Genomic DNA, 17,989 nt, shown 5'->3' on the forward strand with positions numbered 1-17,989 from the left:
GCCGGGGGCCGGGCCGCAGGGGTGTGTGCCGGGGCCTCGGTCAGGCCTCCTCGCCGCCCTCGCTGTCGCCGTCCTCGCCCTCGATCTCGTTCTGCAGGCCGAGGCGCTCGACGATCCACTGCTCGAAGCCGACCGCGGCCTGGGTCCAGTTCGCGGTGGTGGTGACGAAGTAGTCCAGGTTGACGCCGTTGCCGACGATCATCTGGACCTCGCCGATCAGGCGGACCACGCCGTCCTCGTGGGTGTGGGTGTACACCTTGGGCCAGAGGGTCTCGCGGTTCCACTCGTCGATCAGGTCGAGGATCTCGCCCTTCTTCTCCAGCGGGTACGCGCGGTCGTAGAAGGCACGGACCGCGAAGAGCTCCTTCTGCTCGCCGCGGAACATGTAGTAGACGCGGAAACCCTCCCAGGGGGCGGTGAGGTCGCCCTCCTCGTCCACGACGTGCTTGAGCTGCATCTGGTCGAGCAGCTGGGCGACCAGGGCCTGGTCCGGGACGACGATCGGCGGAGGGCCGGCCGGTCGGCCACCCTGGCCACCGGGCTGGCCGCCCTGGGGCACGCCGAACGACGGGATGGACGACGGGTCGATGCTCATGGGGGGTCCCTCTTCCTCAGTGCACGTGGTGGCCGGCAATGAGAGGCCGCCCTTTCCACCTCCCATCCTGCCTCATCCGGGGCTCCGCTCACAGGGGCGGCGGGGGCGCGTCGATCTTCGTCCCGGGGGGTCCGGGGGCCTCCGTCACGCACGGTGCCCGGGGTGCGGCGGCCTCGTCGCACGCCCGGCGCGCGCGTGAGCCAAGTCACGCGCCCGGCGCCCGGGTTCGCCTGCCGTACGCGCCGGATGCGGTTAGCGTGCGACGGAACTGGCCCGGGGCAAAGGCCTTTCCTCCCGGGCGAGTTGAGACGTTTTGGACCGAAGGGGGAACGGGGATGGAGCGTACGGTGACGGGGGAGGGCGCCTCGCTCGGGGCGTTGCTGCGGAACATCCGGCTGGACCGGGGGATGACGCAGGAGCAGTTGGGGGAGGCCTCGGGGCTGAGCGTGCGGTCGATCCGCGACCTGGAGCGGGGGGTGTCCTGCCCGCGGGTGTCCACCCTGCGGCTGCTCACCCAGACCTGGAGCCTCCCGGAGTCCCAGGGCGCCGAGCTGCACCGGATGGCCCGCGCCTGGCGGGACCGCACGCGGCGGGAGCAGCGGGCCCCGGGGACCGAGCGGGTGCCGGGGTACTGAGCGGGTGTCGGGGCGCCGGGGTACTGAGCGGGTGCCCGGCGGCCGCCCCCTCGCGCGGGCGGGGGGACGGCCGTGGGCCGGCGGCGCCGGTGACGGGCGGTGCCGGTGACGGGCGGGGCCGGCGGTTACTTCTCCAGCGGGCCCCGGCCGCGGACGGTGAGCCGGTCGCCCTCCTCGTCCCGCTCGACCAGGACGGTGTCCCCGTCGTGCACCTGGCCGGAGAGGATCGCCCGGGCGAGCTGGTCGCCGATCGCGGACTGCACCAGCCGGCGCAGCGGGCGGGCGCCGTACGCCGGGTCGTACCCGGTGAGCGCCAGCCAGTCGCGGGCCGCCGCGGAGACCTCCAGGGTGAGCCGCCGCTCGCGCAGCCGCTCGGCGAGGCGGGCGACCTGGAGGTCGACGATCCGGCTGAGCTCGGCGGTGCCCAGCGGGTCGAAGACCACGATGTCGTCCAGCCGATTGAGGAACTCCGGCTTGAACGCGGCCCGGACGGCGTCCAGCACCAGGGCCTTCTTCCGGTCCTCCGGGGTGGCCGGGTCGACGAGGTGGTGCGAGCCCAGGTTGGAGGTGAGGATCAGGATCGCGTTGCGGAAGTCCACCGTGCGGCCCTGGCCGTCGGTGAGCCGGCCGTCGTCCAGCACCTGGAGCAGCACGTCGAAGACCTCGGGGTGGGCCTTCTCCACCTCGTCCAGCAGCACCACGCTGTACGGGCGGCGGCGGACCGCCTCGGTGAGCTGGCCGCCCTCCTCGTAGCCGACGTACCCGGGCGGGGCGCCGACCAGGCGGGAGACCGAGTGCTTCTCGCCGTACTCGCTCATGTCGATCCGGACCATCGCCCGCTCGTCGTCGAAGAGGAAGTCGGCCAGGGCCTTGGCGAGTTCGGTCTTGCCGACGCCCGTCGGGCCGAGGAACAGGAAGGAGCCGGTCGGGCGGTCCGGGTCGGCGATGCCCGAGCGGGTGCGCCGCACCGCGTCCGAGACGGCCTGCACCGCCTCCGCCTGGCCGATCAGGCGCCGGCCCAACTCCTCCTCCATGCGCAGGAGTTTGGCGCTCTCGCCCTCCAGCAGCCGGCCGGCCGGGATGCCCGTCCAGGAGGCGACCACGTCGGCCACGTCGTCCGGGCCGACCTCCTCCTTGACCATCGAGGCTGAGGCGTCCTGGTCCGCGGCGCGTTCCTGGGCCTCGGTGAGCTCGGTCTCGGCGGCCGGGATCTCGGCGTACATCAGCTTGGACGCCCGCTCGAAGTCCCCGTCGCGCTGGGCCCGTTCGAGCGCGCCGTGCAGGCCCTCCAGCCGCTCCTTGAGCTCGCCGACCCGGTTGAGGCTCTTCTTCTCCTGCTCCCAGCGCGCCGTCAGCACGCTCAACTGCTCGTTCTTGTCGGCGAGATCGCGCCGCAGCCGGGCGAGGCGGTCGACCGAGGCCGGGTCCGACTCCTTCTCCAGGGCCAGCTCCTCCATCCGCAACCGGTCGACGGAGCGCTGGAGTTCGTCGATCTCGACCGGGGAGGAGTCGATCTCCATCCGGAGCCGGGAGGCCGCCTCGTCGACCAGGTCGATCGCCTTGTCGGGCAGGAAGCGGGAGGTGATGTAGCGGTTGGACAGGGTGGCCGCGGCGACCAGGGCGGCGTCCGAGATCTGCACCTTGTGGTGCGCCTCGTACCGGCCCTTGAGGCCGCGCAGGATGGCGATCGAGTCCTCGACGCTGGGCTCGCCGACCAGCACCTGCTGGAAGCGGCGCTCCAGGGCCGGGTCCTTCTCGATCCGCTCGCGGTACTCGTCCAGCGTGGTGGCGCCGACCATCCGCAGCTCGCCGCGGGCCAGCATCGGCTTGAGCATGTTGCCCGCGTCCATCGCGGAGTCGCCGCCGGCGCCCGCGCCGACCATGGTGTGCAGCTCGTCGATGAACGTGACGACCTGGCCGTCGGAGGACTTGATGTCGTTCAGGACGGCCTTCAAGCGCTCCTCGAACTCGCCGCGGAACTTGGCGCCGGCCACCATCGCGCTGAGGTCCAGCGAGACCAGCCGCTTGCCGCGCAGCGACTCCGGTACGTCACCGGCCACGATCCGCTGGGCCAGGCCCTCGACCACGGCCGTCTTGCCGACGCCGGGCTCGCCGATCAGCACCGGGTTGTTCTTCGTCCGGCGGGAGAGCACCTGGACCACCCGGCGGATCTCGTGGTCCCGGCCGATCACCGGGTCGAGCTTGCCGTCCCGGGCGGCCTGGGTGAGGTCGGTGCCGTACTTCTCCAGGGCCTTGTAGGTGCCCTCCGGATCCGGCGACGTCACCCGGCCGCTGCCGCGGACGTCCTTGAAGGCGGCGAGCAGCGCCTTGGGCGTCGCGCCCTGCTGCGCCAGCAGCTCGGCGACCGCCCCGCCCTCGGCGGCCAGGCCGACCAGCAGGTGCTCGGTGGAGACGTACTGGTCGTCCAGGTCGTCCGCGCGGCGGCCGGCCTCGGTGAGCACGGCCAGGGTGTCCCGGGCCAGTTGCGGGGCGGAGACCGTCGAGCCCGTCGCGCTGGGCAGTGCCGTCAGCTGGCGGCGCGCCTCGGCGTCGACCCGGCCGGGGGCCGCCCCGACCGCCTCCAGCAGGGGCCGGGCGATGCCCTCGGGCTGCTCCAGCAGGGCGATCAGGATGTGCACCGGCCTGACGTCCGGATTGCCTGCGCCGCCCGCCTGCCGGATCGCGGCGGACAGGGCGTCCTGGGTCTTGGTGGTGAACTTGCTGGCGTCCACTGCTGGGGGATCCTCCCTCGTCGTCCTTCACTGCTGCTGGGTACAGCATGCACTAAGTTGAGTGTACTCCGCTCAACTTTCGAGCGAAGGCTTCTCGCGGAGCCGGAGCCGGAGCCGGTGTGCCGGGGTTCGGGCCTGGGCCGAGGCCCGGGGGCCCTGCGGGGCTCAGCCCTTCCGCCGCAGGTGCTGGCGGACGCTGCGCCGGGTCAGGCCCAGCAGCTCCCGGGCCGGCCCGCCCGGCCGCTGCCCGGCCGGCCACACCGCGCGCAGCGGCCGCCGCAGGTCCAGCTCCTCCGCCAGCGGCACCTCGACCAGCCGCCGGGTGGCCAGCTCCTCCACCACCGCCAGCTCGCTCAGGCAGACCGGCCCCGCCCCGGTCATCGCCGCCCCCTTCAACGCCGTGGACGAGGCCAGCTCCATCCGGGGCTGCACGGCGCCCCCGTACGGTGCCAGCGCCGCCTCCAGCACCTCCCGGGTGCCCGAGCCGGGCTCGCGCAGCACCAGCGGGGTGGCCGCCAGCTCCGCCCCGGTCAGCGGCGTGCGGCGACGCGCCCAGCGGTGGCCGGGCGCCACCACGACCACCAGCCGGTCCGCCGCCACCACCGCGCCGGCCAGTCCGGGCGGGGTGGTCGGACCCTCGACGAAGCCGAGGTCGGCGTCCCCGGCCAGCACGTGCCCGGCGACCTCCGCCGAGTTCGCCGTCCGCAGCGTCACCGCCGTCCCCGGACTGGCCTCGGACAGTGCCAGCAGCCAGCCCGGCATCAGGTACTCGGCGACGGTCAGACTGGCCACCACCCGCAGCTTGGCGTCCCGCCGTTCGCGCAGCGCGTCGATCCCGGCGTCCAGTGCCTGCGCCGCCTCCACCACCTGGCGGGCCCACTCGACCACCAGCCGCCCCGCCTGGGTCGGCCGGCTGCCCCGGGGCGAGCGCTCCAGCAGCGGGACGCCGATCTGCCGCTCCATGCCCTTGATCCGGGCGCTCGCGGTCGGCTGGCTCACGCCCAGCTCGGCCGCGGCCCGGCCGACGCTGCCCAGCCGGGCCACCGCGAGCAGCAGTTCCAGGGCGCCCAGTTCGGGGACGTGCGGAGAGAGGGGCATAGGTTCAGGCTATGCCCTCATAGAACCCGCGGCGCTACCGGCGGCCGGGCCGCTCGGCGACGGTGGAACCATGTCCACCTCGGCCGATGTCCGCCCGCTCACCAGCCCCGCCGCTCCTGCCCGCTCCTCCGAGCAGCCCCGGCCGTCCCGTCCCCTCCGCCCTTCCGGGCCCTCCCGCGACTCCCACGGCTCCCACGGCTCCCGGTTCTCCCCGCTCTCCCGGCTCTCCCGCCTCGACCTGGCCCAGCTCGGCCCCAACTGGTACGCCGCCGTGATGGGCACCGCGATCGTGGCCAACGGCGCCGCCGCCCTGCCGGTCCAGCTGCCCGGGCTGATCGGCTTCGGCGAGGTGATGTGGGCGCTCGGCGTGACGGCCCTGGTGCTGCTGGCCGGCGCCCGCCTGGTGCACCTCACCCGGCACCGCGAAGCGGCCCGCGCCCAGCTGCTGGACAACCCGGCCACCGCCGTCTTCTACGGCTGCCCGCCGATGGCCCTGCTGGCGGTCGGCCTCGGCACCCTGCTGCTCGGCTCCCGGGTGATCGGCACCGGGCCCGCCGTCGCCCTGGACGCCGTGCTGTGGGGTGTCGGCACGCTCTACGCGCTGACCGTCGCGGCCGGCATCCCGTACCTGATGATCACCCGGCACCGGGTGTCCGCCCTGGAGGCCAACCCGACCTGGCTGCTGCCCGTGGTCGCCCCGCTGGTCGCCTCCGCCTGCGGCCCGGCCCTCGTCCCCCACCTGCCCGCCGGAACGCCGCAGGAGGCCATGCTGTACGGCTGCTGGGCGCTGTTCGGGATCGGCCTGCTGGCCACCCTGGTGCTGCTGCCCGTGGTCTTCACCGGCCTGTTCCACAGCAAGCTGCCCACCCTGGTGCTCACCCCCGCGCTGTTCCTGGTGCTCGGCCCGCTCGGCCAGTCCGTCACCGCGATCCACCAGCTCGCCGACGCGGCCCGCCCGGTGCTGCCCGCGCTGGCGCCCGTCCTGCTGCCGCTGGCCGAGCTGTACGGGGTCGCCGTGATCGGCGTCGCGATGCTCTGGCTGGCCGTCGCGCTGACCGCCAACCTGCGCGCCCGGCGGGCCGGGATGCCGTTCGCGATGACCTGGTGGGCGTTCACCTTCCCGGTCGGCACCTGCGTCACCGGCGCCGCCGCGCTCGCCCGGCACACCGGCTTCGGCGGCTTCACCGGGCTCTCCGTCGGGCTCTACCTGCTGCTCGGCACCGCCTGGGCGCTCGCCGCGACCGGCACGGCCACCGGGCTGCTGCGCGGACGGCTGCTGGCGCGCTGAGCCGGGGCGGCGGGGCGGGGTGCTGTCTGCCGGTCTGCCGGTGGGTCGGTCTGCCGGTCTGCCGCTAGCCCGGTCGGCCGCAGTGCGGGCTGAGCTGCGACGACCCGCACGGCGGCCGCCGCACTCAGGAGCACGCCGCCGTTGCAGGAACGCGCAGCTGCACGATGGCGGTGCCCGGCCGACCGCCGCGCGCCGCCCGTACCCCCCGCTGGCCTCGGCCTTTACCGGAATCCCCGCCCCCGCCCGCGGCCCCGCGCCCGCTGCGGGATGCAGATAGCTGCAATTGCGTGAACCTGCACTCGGGCGGCACTTGTTCACCGGCCGTCACACTGTGAAGGTGGAGGTACGCCAGGTCGTCCGGGCACCGCAGTCCGATGGTGGCGACCAGCTCTTCAGAACTGACCACGCGGGCAACGTCCCGCACGCGTGGAACGGGGGGGAAGAGCCCCGGCCGGGATCCATGTGTGGTGATGGAGCCCGAACCGGTACCGGCGAGGCGTTGCTGCTCCGCCTCGACGGAATCGCCCTGACCTGGCGTACCGATGGCGGCCCCCGGGACCCCGTGTGCGACGGCACCCGGACCCGGGGGCCCGCCGTCCGACCGGTAGCGTGAGACGCCCGGCCACCGGTGCCCGCGGACCGCGCAACCCGCGGCCCCGCGCGTACGGACCGGGACAGCAAGGGGAGAGGCGTCCGGCAGGGAGAGTACGACGTGACGGCGGAACCGGCGGTCGCGCCGCACCAGGCGGTACCCGAGGGCGAGGAGCCCGACGAGGCCGCCCGACAGCTCTACCTCGCGGTCATCGCCGAAGGCGGCCGCATCCCGTTCGCCGACGTCACCGACGCCGACCGGGCCGCGCTGCGGCAGCTCCTCGACATCGGCCTGGTCATGGTCAACCGGATGGACCGCTGCTACACCGCCGTCAGCCCGCGCTCCGTCAGCGACCGGGTCGGCGCCGAACTCCGCAGCGAGGCAACCCGGTTGCTGGTCCGCGCCGAGAACCTCCCCGGCGCCCTCGACGGCCTCACCCGCGCCTACGACGCGATGCCCCGCCCGTCCGGCACCTCCGGCGGCGCGGTCTACGTCGAGGGCCACGTCCACATCCGCCAGCGGATCTCCCAACTGGTCTCCGACTGCCGCTCCGAGGTCCTCACCGCCCAACCCGGCCACCGCCCCGCCGACACCCTCCAGGTCGCCCTTGCCCAGGACGTCCAACTCCTCCAGCGCGGCTGCTCCCTGCGCACCGTCTACCAGCCCGTCGCCCTCGTCGAACCGGCCGCCCTCGCCTACGCCGAGAAGGTCACCCGGCACGGCTCGCAGATCCGCGTCCTCGACGAACCCTTCCAGCGCCTGATCGTCTTCGACCGCAGCGTCGCCGTCATCTCCGCCAACGACGACAACAGCACCGCCGCGTTCATCAGCGACCCGGCCACCCTCGCCTTCCTGATCGGCGGCTTCGAACGCGACTGGGCCCGCGCCGACACCGCCGAGGCCGCCGCCGCCCTCGGCCAGGGCCCCGCCCGCACCATCCCCGACCGGGTCGGCCGCCTGCTCGCCCGCGGCCTCACCCAGCGCGCCGTCGCCACCCGCCTCGGCCTCAGCGAACGCACCGTCGCCGGCCACATCTCCCGCCTGCGCGACCGGTACGGCGCCCAGACCCTCTTCCAGCTCGGCTGGCTGATGAGAGGCGCCCGCGATGACCGATGAGCCCGGCCCGGCCGAGCGCGCCCTCTACCTCGACGTCGTCCGCGCCGGCGGCCGGCTGCGCCCCGAGGACCTCGCCCCCGCCGACCGCGCCACCGTCGCGGCCCTCGTCGCCCGCGGACTCCTCACCCCGACCGCCACCGGCTACACCGCCGCCAACCCGCGCGCCCTCGGCGACCGGCTCGGCACCGAACTCCGCCTCCGGGCCACCCGCCTGCTGGTGCACGCCGAGCGGCTGCCGGGGACCCTCCAGCCGCTCTCCCAGGCCTACGAGGCGCTCCACCGGCCGTCCGGGTCCGGGGAGGAGGGGGCTGGCGACGCTGCCCGGCTCGACGGCGGTGGGGGCGGGGCCGGTGCCGGTGCGGGCGGGGCCGGCGTTGGTGCCGCCGCCGTCCGCCAGTGCATCTCCGAACTCATCGCCGAGTGCCAGGAGGAGTTCCTCGCCGCCCGACCCGGCCACCACTCCGCCGAGGCCCTCCAGACCAGCCTCGCCCAGGACCTCGCCCTGCTCCGGCGCGGCTGCTCGATGCGCACCCTCCACCAGCCCGGCGCCCTCGACGACCCCGCCACCCTGCGCCAGGTCGCCCTCCGCAGCGGCGAGGGCGCCGAGGCCCGGGTGCTCGCCGAACCGTACGAACGGGTGCTGGTCTTCGACCGCTCGGTGGCCGTCATCCCCGCCGTCGAGGACCGCAACCGCGCCACCGTCGTCACCGACCGCACCACCGTCGCCTACCTGGTCGCCCAGTTCGAACGCGACTGGACCCGCGCCACCCCCGCCGACCGCAACCTCGGCGCCCCCCACCCCACCACCGTGCGCATCGGCCGGCTGCTCGCCCGCGGCCTCACCCAGCGCGCCGTCGCCACCCGCCTCGGCCTCAGCGAACGCACCGTCGCCGGCCACATCGCCCGCCTCCGCGAGCGCTACGGCGCCCAGACCCTCTTCCACCTCGGCTGGTACCTCCGCGGGGAACGCCATGGCTGACCCCACCACCCTCCTCGCCGCCACCCTCCCGGACGCCGCCGCCCGCGCCCTCTACCTCGCCGTCCTGCGCGAGGGCGGCCGCATCCGCGCCGAGGAGGTCGGCGCGGGTGACCGGGAGGCACTCGGACGGCTGGTGGAACTCGGTCTGTTGGTACCGCAGTTGCAGGACGCTTCGTACAGCGCGGTGGACCCTCGGGTCGCCACCGAGCGGATCGGCACCGAGATCCGGCTGCAGAGCGCCCGGCTGCTCGCGAAGGCCGAACAACTCCCGGAACTCATGGGCGAACTCACCCGTGCGTACGACACCAGCCCGAAGCGGCGGAGCGAAACGACCGGGGTGCGCTACGTGACCGGGAGGGAGGAGATCCGGCACGAGGTCGAGCAGCTCAGCCAGGCGTTCACCGGTGAAAGCATGGCCGCCCAGCCGGGCGGCCCCCGCCCCGTAGCCGAACTGCCCGACTCGCTGCAGCGCGCCCGCCGCTTCCACGAACGCGGCGGCACCGTGCGCTCCCTCTACGAGGTCTCGGCCAAGTACGACCCGCCGACCGTCCGCTTCGCTGCCCAGGTGTCCCAGCTGGGCGCCACCACCCGAGTCCTCGCCGTACCGTTCAGGCGCTTCCTGGTCTTCGCCCGCACCGTCGCCATCATTCCCGCCGCCGCCGACTACAGCACCGCCGCCGTGGTCGACGACCCCGCGACGGTCGCCTTCGTGGTCGACACCTTCGAGACGCTCTGGCAGCAGGCCGAAGGCGTCAACTGGGCTGCACTGGACGACGGGTCCCTCGACTCCGCCGTCCACGAGCAGGTGGGCCGCCTGCTGGCCCGAGGGCTCACCCAGCGCGCCATCGCCACCCGCATGGGCCTGAGCGAGCGCACCGTCGCCGGTCACATCGCCCGCCTGCGCGAGCTGCACGACGCCGAGACGCTGTTCCAGCTCGGCTGGCAGATGCGGGGTGAACGGCCATGACCGACCTGGGCATCGCCCTCCCGGACGCCGCCGCCCGCGCCCTCTACCTCGCCGTCCTGCGCGAGGGCGGCCGCATCCGCGCCGAGGAGGTCGGCGCGGGTGACCGGGAAGCACTCGGACGGCTGGTGGAACTGGGGCTGCTGGTACCGCAGTTGGTCGACAACTCGTACAGCGCCGTCGACCCCCGGGCGGTCGTCGAACGCATTGGCGCCGACATCCGCAGGGCCGGTGCCCGGCTCCTTGCCGAGGCCGACCAGGTCCCCGAGCAGCTGCGCGACCTCACCCGTGCCTACGACACCGCACCGCGCCGGGAGCCGGGCCTGGGCCGGGCCCGGGTCATCACCGGAAAGGCCGAGATCCGGCACGAAGTCGAGCAACTGACCCAGGAGTTCGCCAGCGAAGCCCTGAGCGCCCAGCCCGGCGCCGCACGAGACGCCGGCCAGCTCGCCGAATCCCTCGCCCGCACCCGCCGCTACCTCGAACGCGGCGGTGCCATCCACTGTCTGTTCGAGCTCGGTGCCCGCACCGACCCCGGGGCCGTGACGTACGCAGCGGCAGCCACCGCACAGGGCTGCGCGATCCGGGTGCTCGACCGCCCGTTCAAGCGCTTCCTGGTCTTCGACCGGACCGTTGCCGTCATCCCCGCAGAGCCTGACCTCAGCAGCGCCGCCGTGGTCGACGACCCGGCGACGGTGGCCTTCATCGTCGAGGCCTTCGAACAGCTGTGGCAGCGGTCCGACAGTGTCGACTGGGCGTCCCTGGACGGCGGCGCACCGGAATCGGACCTCCGTGACCAGATCGCCCGCCTGCTCGCCCAGGGCCTCACCCAGCGCTCGATCGCCACCCGCCTGGGCCTCGGCGAGCGCACCGTCGCCGGCCACATCGCCCGCCTCCGCGAGCTGTACGACGCCGAGACGCTGTTCCAGCTCGGCTGGCAGATGAGGGGAGCCCGCGATGCCTGAGCCTGTACTCGACCTGCCCGATGCCGCCCGCGAGCTCTACCGCGCGATCCTGGAGGACGGCGGGCGGCTCCGGATCGCCGACATCCCCGGGCAGGCCGCCGACACCGTTCAGACCCTGTTGGAAACCGGCCTGTTGAAGCTGTACGCCTCGGACGGCGTGCTCAGCGCGGTCAATCCGCGCACGGTCACCACGCGGATCGCGGCCGAGTTGCGGGCGGCCGGTACCCGCATGCTGGTCCAGGCGGAGGAAGTGCCCGACCTCCTCGACGACCTGGCCGCCGCCTACGACAGCGCTCCGCGACGCCACGACGGTGCCGGGGCCACCCAGATCGTCCACGGACACGCGAACATCCGGCACCGGGTCTCCCAACTCGTCGAAGAGCTGGGCAACGAGGCCCTGTCCCTGCGCCCGGGCGGTGCCAGGCCGGCCGAGGCCGCGGACGACATCGTGGCGCACGCCCGCCGCTACGCCGAGGCGGGCGGCACACTGCGCACGATCTACGAGGTCGCGGCCCGGCTCGACGGTCCGACGGTTCGGATCGCCGCGCGACTGACGGAGGCCGGCTGCCACATCCGGGTCCTGCCCGTCCCGTTCCGACAGCTGATGATCCTCGACCGGACCGTCGCCGTGATCCCCGCCGCCCCGGACGACAGCAGCGCGGCCTTCATCGAGGACCCGGCCGTGGTCGACTTCCTGGTGCAGGACTTCGAGACGCACTGGCAACAGGCCGAAGGCGTCAACTGGGCCGCCCTCGCAGACGGTTCCACCGAAGCCGCCGCCCACGAGCAGGTCGGCCGTCTGCTCGCCCGAGGCCTGACCCAGCGCGCCATCGCCACCCGCATGGGCCTGAGCGAGCGCACCGTCGCCGGTCACATCGCGCGCCTCCGGGAGCTGTACGACGCCGAGACGCTGTTCCAGCTCGGCTGGCAGATGAGGGGAGCCCGCAGTGCCTGACCCCGACCTGCCCGACGCCGCCGCCCGTGAGCTCTACCGGGCGATCCTGGCCGAGGGCGGCCGGATCCGCGTCGGCGAGGTCCGCCCCGAGGACGAGGCCGCCGTCCAACAGCTCGCGGACCTCGGCCTGCTCGTCCTCCGCACCGCCGACGGCACCTACAGCGCGGTGAACCCGCGGGCCGTCGGCGAGCGCATCGGTGCGGACCTGCGGGAGGAGAGCGCCCGCCTCCTCGCCCGGGCCGCCGCCGTCCCGGACCTGTTGGACGACCTGACCCAGGCCTACGACACCGCGCCCCGTCGCGCCGCGTCGGGCGGAGGCGTACGGCGGGTGGCGGGACTGGAGCAGATCCGGCACCTGATCGGCCAGTTCGTCAGGGACCACCCGCACGGGTTGCTGGCCGCTCAACCGGGCCCGGTGCATCCCCGGGCCCACCGGGATGACTCGCTGGCCCACACACGGCGCTACATCGAGCGCGGCGGCACGGTCCGTACGCTCTACGGCCCGCAGGCCCGGTCGGACCGGGAGCACTTCGAGTTCGCTGCGGAAGCCACGAAGGCGGGCTCGCAGGTCCGTGTCCTGGACGCGCCGTTCAACCGGATCATCATCTTCGACCGCACCGTCGCCCTGCTGCCCGCAGCCCCGGAGAACAAGGTGGCCGCCGTCGTGGAGGACCCGGCGGTGGTGGCACACCTCGCGGACGTCTTCGACCAGCAGTGGCAGCAGGCCGAGGTGGTGGACTGGGCGTCACTGGCGGCGGGCAGTTCGCCTTCCGCCCAAGAGCAGGTGGGCCGCCTGCTGGCGCGAGGGCTGACCCAGCGCGCGATCGCCACCCGCCTCGGCTTGAGCGAGCGCACGGTGGCCGGTCACATCGCGCGCCTCCGGGAGCTGTACGACGCCGAGACCTTGTTCCAGCTCGGCTGGCAGATGCGCGGATCCCGTGATGCCTGAATCCGACCTGCTCGATGAGGGCGCCCGCGAGCTCTACCGCGCGATCCTCGGGGAGGGCGGCCGGATCCGCATCGATGAGATCCGCCCCGAGGACGAGGCTGCCGTGAAGCAGCTCGCCGACCTCGGCCTGCTCGTCCTCCGCGCAGCGGACGGGTCCTACAGCACGGTGAACCCCCGCGCTGTAGGCGAGCGCATCGGTGCGGACCTGCGGGAGGAGAGCGCCCGTCTCCTCGCCCGGGCCGCCGCCGTTCCGGACCTGCTGGACGATCTGACCCAGGCTTACGACACCGCGCCCCGTCGCGCCAACCCCATTGGTGGGACTCGTCGGGCGGTGGGGTTCGACCAGATTCGGCACGTGATCGCCCAGTGCATCCGGGACTACCCGCACGAGGCGCTGGCAGCCCAGCCGGACAGGATCCACCCGCCGGCGCACCGAGTGGACTCGCTGGTGCAGACACGCCGTTACGTCGACTTCGGCGGGTCGATCCGGACGCTCTACGGTCCGCAGGCCCGGATGGATCCGGACCATGTCGAGTTCGCAGCGCAGACTACGAACGCGGGCTCCCGGATCAGGGTCCTGAACACGCCGTTCAACCGGATCATGATCTTCGACCGCACCGTCGCCCTGCTGCCCGCATCCCTCGACAACAAGGTGGCCGCCGTCGTGGAGGACCCGGCGGTGGTGGCACACCTCGCGGACGTCTTCGACCAGCAGTGGCAGCAGGCCGAGGTGGTGGACTGGGTGGCGCTCGCGGGCGGTTCCCTCGCCCCGGCCGCCCACGAGCAGGTGGGGCGTCTGCTCGCCGGGGGTCTCACACAGCGGGCGATCGCCAGTCGCATGGGGCTGAGCGAACGGACCGTGGCCGGTCACATCGCCCGGCTGCGTGAGGTGTACGACGCCGAGACGCTGTTCCAGCTCGGCTGGCAGATGCGGGGAGCCCGGACGGGGGAGTCCGGTGGGTGAGCCCTGCTCAGCCGGTGGCGGCGCCGGTCGGCCAGTAGCCGGGAACGGAGGTCTGCTGCTGCCGGGGGACGTTGAAGCGGTCGCCGGGGGCGGTCCAGAAACCCTCGCGGAGGGAGAGCGCCATGCCGGCCCAGTCGAGGGCGGTCTCCACGGTGTGGTGGAGGGCCTCCTGGGACCAGGTGTCGTCGAAGACCAGCGGCAGGACGGGGGCGACCTGCTCGATGGTGGCGATCAGCGGGTTGTGGGTGATGGCCTCGTCGACGAGCAGGACGATCGGCTTCCGCAGCGCCGACGCCCAACCGAGTTCGAGGCTGACGCCGGCCGAGAGCGGGGCGCCGACGTAGGCGAACACCAGGTCCGCGGACTGGAGCGCCCGGAAGTCGGAGGGGACCCGGGGCTCGGGCGCCCGGCCGGCGACGGTCCAGGCGTCGCTGTGGTGCGCGCTGTACACGGCGGCACCGCTGCGCAGGAGGGTGGTGCGGAGCGTCGTCAGCCGCGTCCGGCTGGCGAGCGTCACCACGCTGTCCGCGGGGCCGGTCAGCCGCATCAGCGGCGCGGCCAGGAACACACGTGCACGCCGACCCTCAGGGGCCTGGCTGTCGTTGTGACGCAGGTAGGGCTCGGTCATGTCGACTCCGGGGGAAGGCCGACCGGGGGAGAGAATGTCGGCTATGCGTTGAATGTGGGCTGCTCTATGGAGTGGTGCTGCTGGTGAACGGCTTCGCATTTGACGGTACATTGGCAAGATGTGGCGTCCTGCCGGACCATCGGGAGCGAACTGATCGTCCATCGCATGACGCCTTCACGTCCAGGTTCACGAGGTGGCATCTGGATGCCTGGCAGGGAGATGACGCACGCATGAGGCATGGGGATGGCGTTGTTCCATGGCTATACGGCACTATGGGGTCGCGCGTTCCATAGCTGGTGATTAGTTCGATACGGTGGTTTGAGGGAAGTGGTTGGCTGATGTCTCGCATCCAGCGGCACGTCCGAAGGGTCGTGCTTGCGGTTGTCGTTGGTGTGGCGATGCTGGCAGCCGTGTGCTCCTCGCTCTCTCAGGATCGACACGTGACTCCTGGGCGCATTGCTGCCGTTGCGCTCATCCAGAACGACATCAACTGGACATAAGGGATTCGACAGTCATCGGCGATTCGCGGGTGATGCCAAGTCCCGCCAGTGCGGCCGGATGCCGTCACGGTTGAGTCGTGGATCCCTGTGCCGACCGTCCGAGAACGTAGCCCAACTGGAAGAGCGAATCTACGTTGTAGTCGTCCCGCATCTCCGCTATGTGGCGTGCCAAGGTTCTTTCGCTAATTCCTAGGCGACGCGCGATCACGCGATGGTTTGTTCCTGCGAGAAGAAGCTCGATGATCGTTTGCCGGAGCCTGGAGATGACTTCCTGTGGCACCGTTCGATTTCCGCTGAATTCAAGCGCCCGGGCCCAGTTGCGCTCGAACACCTCGTCGGCGAGGTATTTGATGACGGATTGATCGTATATGAAAGCCGCAAGGCTCATGTCATCGGCGACGGGAATGACGGCTATTCGACGGTCAATGATAATGAGTCTGGTATAGGGTTCATCCAGGGTGCGGAACTGTGACCCCGCTGCGGTCAAAGTGGTCACATAGTCCCTGGTCGGCTGGTGGTATCGCGTGCTCGCGTGATAGATGGTTCGCATGCTGGCGCCAAGGCGGAGGACCTCAAGGTCGGGCTCGACGCTTGCGGCGAGTACGTCGGGCGGGCGCGGGCCACCGGGCTGCATTGCGAGTGCCTCCGATAGTCCCTTCTCGGTGGACTGTCGGAGTCTCTGATTGATGAGCGCTTTTCCTCGGACGTATTCGATTGGGCCACCGATTTGGCTCGGCGAGTGAAATCCTTCGGAAAGCTCGTTCAGTTCCGTGGGTATTGAAATTGCGCGGGACAGCAGATCAAGCGCCTGTCGCTGCCAGCTGAGGCTGAGGCTTATGGAAAGTTGAGCCGGGTCGACTGCGACGAACATTCCGGGCTCGTCGATATCGGGAACCAGGAGTCCGATTTTCACCAGCTCGTCGAGCGCGTCCCGAGTGGCTGATTCTTCATCCTTCCGAATTGTCTTGCCGCGCTTCTGGATGGTTGCCAGGAATAGCTCTCGAGCTGCGGGTGACAGGATGCGAGATCCACTCGCTGGAAGGCCCGCCTGTTCCCGGCCGCTCATGTTCTCTCCCTGCCATTTGCTGGACAAGACGGTTGGTGAAGCTTGTAGGGGTTATTGAGTGTGATGTTTTGAGTCGTTCGGCTCGCGCGGTTTGAGCCTGCTGATGGACCCGGACCACCCAGCGGACAGCCACTCTCTCACCACACGCCAGCCGCCGGCACCCCCCGAACAGGAGGGAGCCGGCGGCTGGTGGTGCGGTGCGGGCCCCGGGTCAGCGCTTGGGGCGCCAGACGACGAGGGCGCTGGATTGGGGGGTGGGGGGCTGGTAGGGGACGAGGTCGCGGCGGTAGGAGGCGTGGACGGCGGCCTCGCGCTGCTGGAGGGCGGTGGCGGCGCCTTCGAGGGAGTCGGCCAGTTCGGTGATGCGCGACTGGAGGGCGCTGACCTGGTTCTCCAGCTCGATGATCCGCTTGATGCCGGCCAGGTTGATGCCCTCGTCCTGGGAGAGCCGCTGGACCTCGCGCAGCTGCTGGATGTCCCGGGCGGAGTAGCGGCGGCCGCGGCCGGCGGTGCGGTCGGGGCAGACCAGGCCGAGGCGGTCGTACTGGCGCAGGGTCTGCGGGTGGAGGCCGGAGAGTTCGGCGGCGACCGAGATGACGTACACCGGGGTGTCCTCGGTGAGGACGTACTGCGGCGCGGACGCGGCGCGGCGGGGGCGGCCGCCGGCGGGGTTGCCGGGGAGGCCTTCGCCGAGGCCCGGGCCGATCGGGCCGTTGGAGGCCATCGGGTCCATCGGGTTCGTCGGGTTCAGCGGGTTCGGGGACATCTGGTCGTCACGCTCCCTTCGCCGCCCGGAAGAGAGCGGCTCGTGGGTCGTCGGAGGCGGTGGCCTCGCGGTACTGCTCCAGGGCGTCCAGCGCGTCACCGGCGACGTGCTGGGGGACGACGACCTCGACGGTGACGAGGAGGTCGCCGCGGGTGCCGTCCTTGCGGGTGGCGCCCTTGCCGCGGGCGCGCATGGTGAGGCCGTTGGCGCTGCCCGGGGGGAGCTTGAGCTTCACGGCGGGGCCGTTCAGCGTGGGCACCTCGATGGTGGCGCCGAGGGCGGCCTCGGGGAAGGTGACCGGGACGGTGACGGTGAGGTTGTCGCCCTTGCGCCCGAACACCGGGTGGGGGTCGACGTGCACGGTGACGTAGAGGTCACCGGGCTGGCCGCCGCGTTCGCCCTGGGCGCCCTTGCCCTTGAGCCGGATCCGCTGGTCGGCCTGGACGCCGGCCGGGATGCGGACCTGCATGGTGCGGGCGGAGCTGGCCCGGCCGCTGCCGTGGCAGTCGGGGCACGGGTCGTCGACGATCATGCCCCGGCCGCGGCAGTCCTTGCAGGGCTCGGAGAGCGCGAAGGCGCCCTGGCCGCGGCTGACGGTGCCGGCGCCGACGCAGGTCGGGCAGACCCGGGGGGTGGTGCCGGTCTTGGCGCCGGTGCCGTTGCAGAGCCGGCAGGGGGCCTGGCTGGTCATCCGCAGCGGGACGGTCGCGCCGTCGACGGCCTCCTCGAAGGAGAGCGTCACCTCGGTCTCGACGTCGGCTCCGCGCCGGGGCTGGGCCTGCCGGGCGCCGCCGCGGTTGAAGAGGCCGCCGAAGACGTCGCCGAGTCCGCCGCCGCCACCGCTGCCCTGGTTGCCGTTGAAGAGGTCGCCGAAGTCGAAGCCGTAGCCACCGGCGCCGCCGGGGCCGCCGGTGCGGAAGCCGCCGTTGGCGAAGAGGCTGCGGGCCTCGTCGTACTCCTTGCGGCGCTTCTCGTCGGAGAGGACGTCGTACGCCTCGGAGATGTCCTTGAAGCGCTCCTCGGCCTTGGCGTCGCCCTTGTTCGCGTCCGGGTGGAACTCGCGCGCCAGCTTGCGGTAGGTCTTCTTGATCTCGGTGGCGGTGGCGTCCTTGGGCACGCCGAGGACCTTGTAGTAGTCCTTCTCGACAAAGTCCTTGCCGCTCATGCGCCCACCTCGCTCCGCCCGGAAGCCGCTGA

At 72.5% G+C, this 17,989-nt stretch carries 16 protein-coding genes; 9 read left to right on the forward strand and 7 right to left on the reverse strand.

From position 1 onward, the window contains the following. Positions 1 to 40: 40 nt before the first annotated feature. Positions 41 to 595, reverse strand: a complete 555-nt coding sequence (locus tag ACFXPX_RS30660) for a YbjN domain-containing protein (RefSeq protein WP_375882741.1) — start codon at positions 593 to 595, stop codon at positions 41 to 43. 335 nt (positions 596 to 930) lie between these two features. On the opposite strand from ACFXPX_RS30660, the gene ACFXPX_RS30665 reads away from it, so the two are divergent. Beyond that, a complete protein-coding gene (locus ACFXPX_RS30665) occupies positions 931 to 1,230 on the forward strand; it encodes a helix-turn-helix domain-containing protein (RefSeq protein WP_380523832.1) in 300 nt (99 codons plus the stop codon). 125 nt (positions 1,231 to 1,355) lie between these two features. On the opposite strand, the gene clpB is transcribed toward ACFXPX_RS30665, so the two are convergent. Then, complete coding sequence (gene clpB, locus ACFXPX_RS30670; protein ID WP_375882735.1) at positions 1,356 to 3,962, reverse strand: ATP-dependent chaperone ClpB; 2,607 nt, start codon at positions 3,960 to 3,962, stop codon at positions 1,356 to 1,358. A gap of 165 nt (positions 3,963 to 4,127) precedes the next feature. Beyond that, positions 4,128 to 5,060, reverse strand: coding sequence for a LysR family transcriptional regulator (locus ACFXPX_RS30675; protein WP_375882733.1), 933 nt, complete (start codon positions 5,058 to 5,060; stop codon positions 4,128 to 4,130). Positions 5,061 to 5,130: 70 nt separating this feature from the next. Between ACFXPX_RS30675 and ACFXPX_RS30680 the strand changes: the two genes are divergently transcribed. The 8 genes from ACFXPX_RS30680 to ACFXPX_RS30715 all read left to right on the forward strand — a co-directional run bounded on the left by ACFXPX_RS30680 (position 5,131) and on the right by ACFXPX_RS30715 (position 13,832). Then, the gene (locus ACFXPX_RS30680) at positions 5,131 to 6,348 is read left to right on the forward strand and encodes a TDT family transporter (RefSeq protein ID WP_380644140.1); all 1,218 of its coding nucleotides are present in this window, start codon (positions 5,131 to 5,133) and stop codon (positions 6,346 to 6,348) included. A 712-nt stretch (positions 6,349 to 7,060) separates the two neighbouring features. Continuing rightward, the gene (locus ACFXPX_RS30685; protein ID WP_380523836.1) at positions 7,061 to 8,056 is read left to right on the forward strand and encodes a LuxR family transcriptional regulator; all 996 of its coding nucleotides are present in this window, start codon (positions 7,061 to 7,063) and stop codon (positions 8,054 to 8,056) included. Further along, complete coding sequence (locus tag ACFXPX_RS30690) at positions 8,046 to 9,035, forward strand: LuxR family transcriptional regulator (RefSeq protein WP_380644141.1); 990 nt, start codon at positions 8,046 to 8,048, stop codon at positions 9,033 to 9,035. Before ACFXPX_RS30685 ends, ACFXPX_RS30690 begins: the two co-directional genes overlap by 11 nt. Further along, entirely contained in the window at positions 9,028 to 10,002 is a 975-nt protein-coding gene (locus ACFXPX_RS30695; RefSeq protein WP_380644142.1) for a LuxR family transcriptional regulator, read from the forward strand. Before ACFXPX_RS30690 ends, ACFXPX_RS30695 begins: the two co-directional genes overlap by 8 nt. Further along, complete coding sequence (locus ACFXPX_RS30700; RefSeq protein WP_380644143.1) at positions 9,999 to 10,964, forward strand: LuxR family transcriptional regulator; 966 nt, start codon at positions 9,999 to 10,001, stop codon at positions 10,962 to 10,964. Before ACFXPX_RS30695 ends, ACFXPX_RS30700 begins: the two co-directional genes overlap by 4 nt. Continuing rightward, a complete protein-coding gene (locus tag ACFXPX_RS30705) occupies positions 10,957 to 11,919 on the forward strand; it encodes a LuxR family transcriptional regulator (RefSeq protein WP_380644144.1) in 963 nt (320 codons plus the stop codon). The genes ACFXPX_RS30700 and ACFXPX_RS30705 overlap by 8 nt, the downstream gene beginning before the upstream one ends. Further along, a complete protein-coding gene (locus ACFXPX_RS30710) occupies positions 11,912 to 12,868 on the forward strand; it encodes a LuxR C-terminal-related transcriptional regulator (protein WP_380644145.1) in 957 nt (318 codons plus the stop codon). The genes ACFXPX_RS30705 and ACFXPX_RS30710 overlap by 8 nt, the downstream gene beginning before the upstream one ends. Next, positions 12,861 to 13,832: a LuxR family transcriptional regulator gene (locus ACFXPX_RS30715; RefSeq protein ID WP_380644146.1), complete on the forward strand. Its 972-nt coding sequence runs from the start codon at positions 12,861 to 12,863 to the stop codon at positions 13,830 to 13,832. Before ACFXPX_RS30710 ends, ACFXPX_RS30715 begins: the two co-directional genes overlap by 8 nt. Positions 13,833 to 13,839: 7 nt before the next feature. On the opposite strand, the gene ACFXPX_RS30720 is transcribed toward ACFXPX_RS30715, so the two are convergent. The 4 genes from ACFXPX_RS30720 to dnaJ form a co-directional block, all read right to left on the reverse strand. Next, positions 13,840 to 14,460, reverse strand: a complete 621-nt coding sequence (locus tag ACFXPX_RS30720; protein ID WP_380523844.1) for a hypothetical protein — start codon at positions 14,458 to 14,460, stop codon at positions 13,840 to 13,842. A gap of 564 nt (positions 14,461 to 15,024) precedes the next feature. Then, entirely contained in the window at positions 15,025 to 16,053 is a 1,029-nt protein-coding gene (locus tag ACFXPX_RS30725; protein ID WP_380644147.1) for a hypothetical protein, read from the reverse strand. A 184-nt stretch (positions 16,054 to 16,237) separates the two neighbouring features. Further along, complete coding sequence (locus tag ACFXPX_RS30730) at positions 16,238 to 16,750, reverse strand: heat shock protein transcriptional repressor HspR (protein ID WP_375882928.1); 513 nt, start codon at positions 16,748 to 16,750, stop codon at positions 16,238 to 16,240. A 49-nt stretch (positions 16,751 to 16,799) separates the two neighbouring features. Continuing rightward, positions 16,800 to 17,957 (reverse strand): molecular chaperone DnaJ, encoded by a 1,158-nt coding sequence (dnaJ, locus tag ACFXPX_RS30735; RefSeq protein WP_375882710.1) that lies wholly within the window; start codon positions 17,955 to 17,957, stop codon positions 16,800 to 16,802. Between the last annotated feature and the right edge of the window lie 32 nt (positions 17,958 to 17,989).

Source organism: Kitasatospora sp. NPDC059146 (assembly GCF_042786665.1).
Lineage (GTDB): Bacteria > Actinomycetota > Actinomycetes > Streptomycetales > Streptomycetaceae > Kitasatospora.

Excerpts from the sequence above, each read along its gene's own strand:
- dnaJ (WP_375882710.1), bottom strand. The coding sequence starts at position 17,957 with ATGAGCGGCAAGGACTTTGTCGAGAAGGACTACTACAAGGTCCTCGGC.
- ACFXPX_RS30700 (WP_380644143.1), top strand. The coding sequence starts at position 9,999 with ATGACCGACCTGGGCATCGCCCTCCCGGACGCCGCCGCCCGCGCCCTC.
- ACFXPX_RS30690 (WP_380644141.1), top strand. The coding sequence starts at position 8,046 with ATGACCGATGAGCCCGGCCCGGCCGAGCGCGCCCTCTACCTCGACGTC.
- ACFXPX_RS30695 (WP_380644142.1), top strand. The coding sequence starts at position 9,028 with ATGGCTGACCCCACCACCCTCCTCGCCGCCACCCTCCCGGACGCCGCC.
- ACFXPX_RS30720 (WP_380523844.1), bottom strand. The coding sequence starts at position 14,460 with ATGACCGAGCCCTACCTGCGTCACAACGACAGCCAGGCCCCTGAGGGT.
- ACFXPX_RS30660 (WP_375882741.1), bottom strand. The coding sequence starts at position 595 with ATGAGCATCGACCCGTCGTCCATCCCGTCGTTCGGCGTGCCCCAGGGC.
- ACFXPX_RS30665 (WP_380523832.1), top strand. The coding sequence starts at position 931 with ATGGAGCGTACGGTGACGGGGGAGGGCGCCTCGCTCGGGGCGTTGCTG.
- ACFXPX_RS30705 (WP_380644144.1), top strand. The coding sequence starts at position 10,957 with ATGCCTGAGCCTGTACTCGACCTGCCCGATGCCGCCCGCGAGCTCTAC.
- ACFXPX_RS30675 (WP_375882733.1), bottom strand. The coding sequence starts at position 5,060 with ATGCCCCTCTCTCCGCACGTCCCCGAACTGGGCGCCCTGGAACTGCTG.
- ACFXPX_RS30680 (WP_380644140.1), top strand. The coding sequence starts at position 5,131 with ATGTCCACCTCGGCCGATGTCCGCCCGCTCACCAGCCCCGCCGCTCCT.
- ACFXPX_RS30730 (WP_375882928.1), bottom strand. The coding sequence starts at position 16,750 with ATGGCCTCCAACGGCCCGATCGGCCCGGGCCTCGGCGAAGGCCTCCCC.
- ACFXPX_RS30715 (WP_380644146.1), top strand. The coding sequence starts at position 12,861 with ATGCCTGAATCCGACCTGCTCGATGAGGGCGCCCGCGAGCTCTACCGC.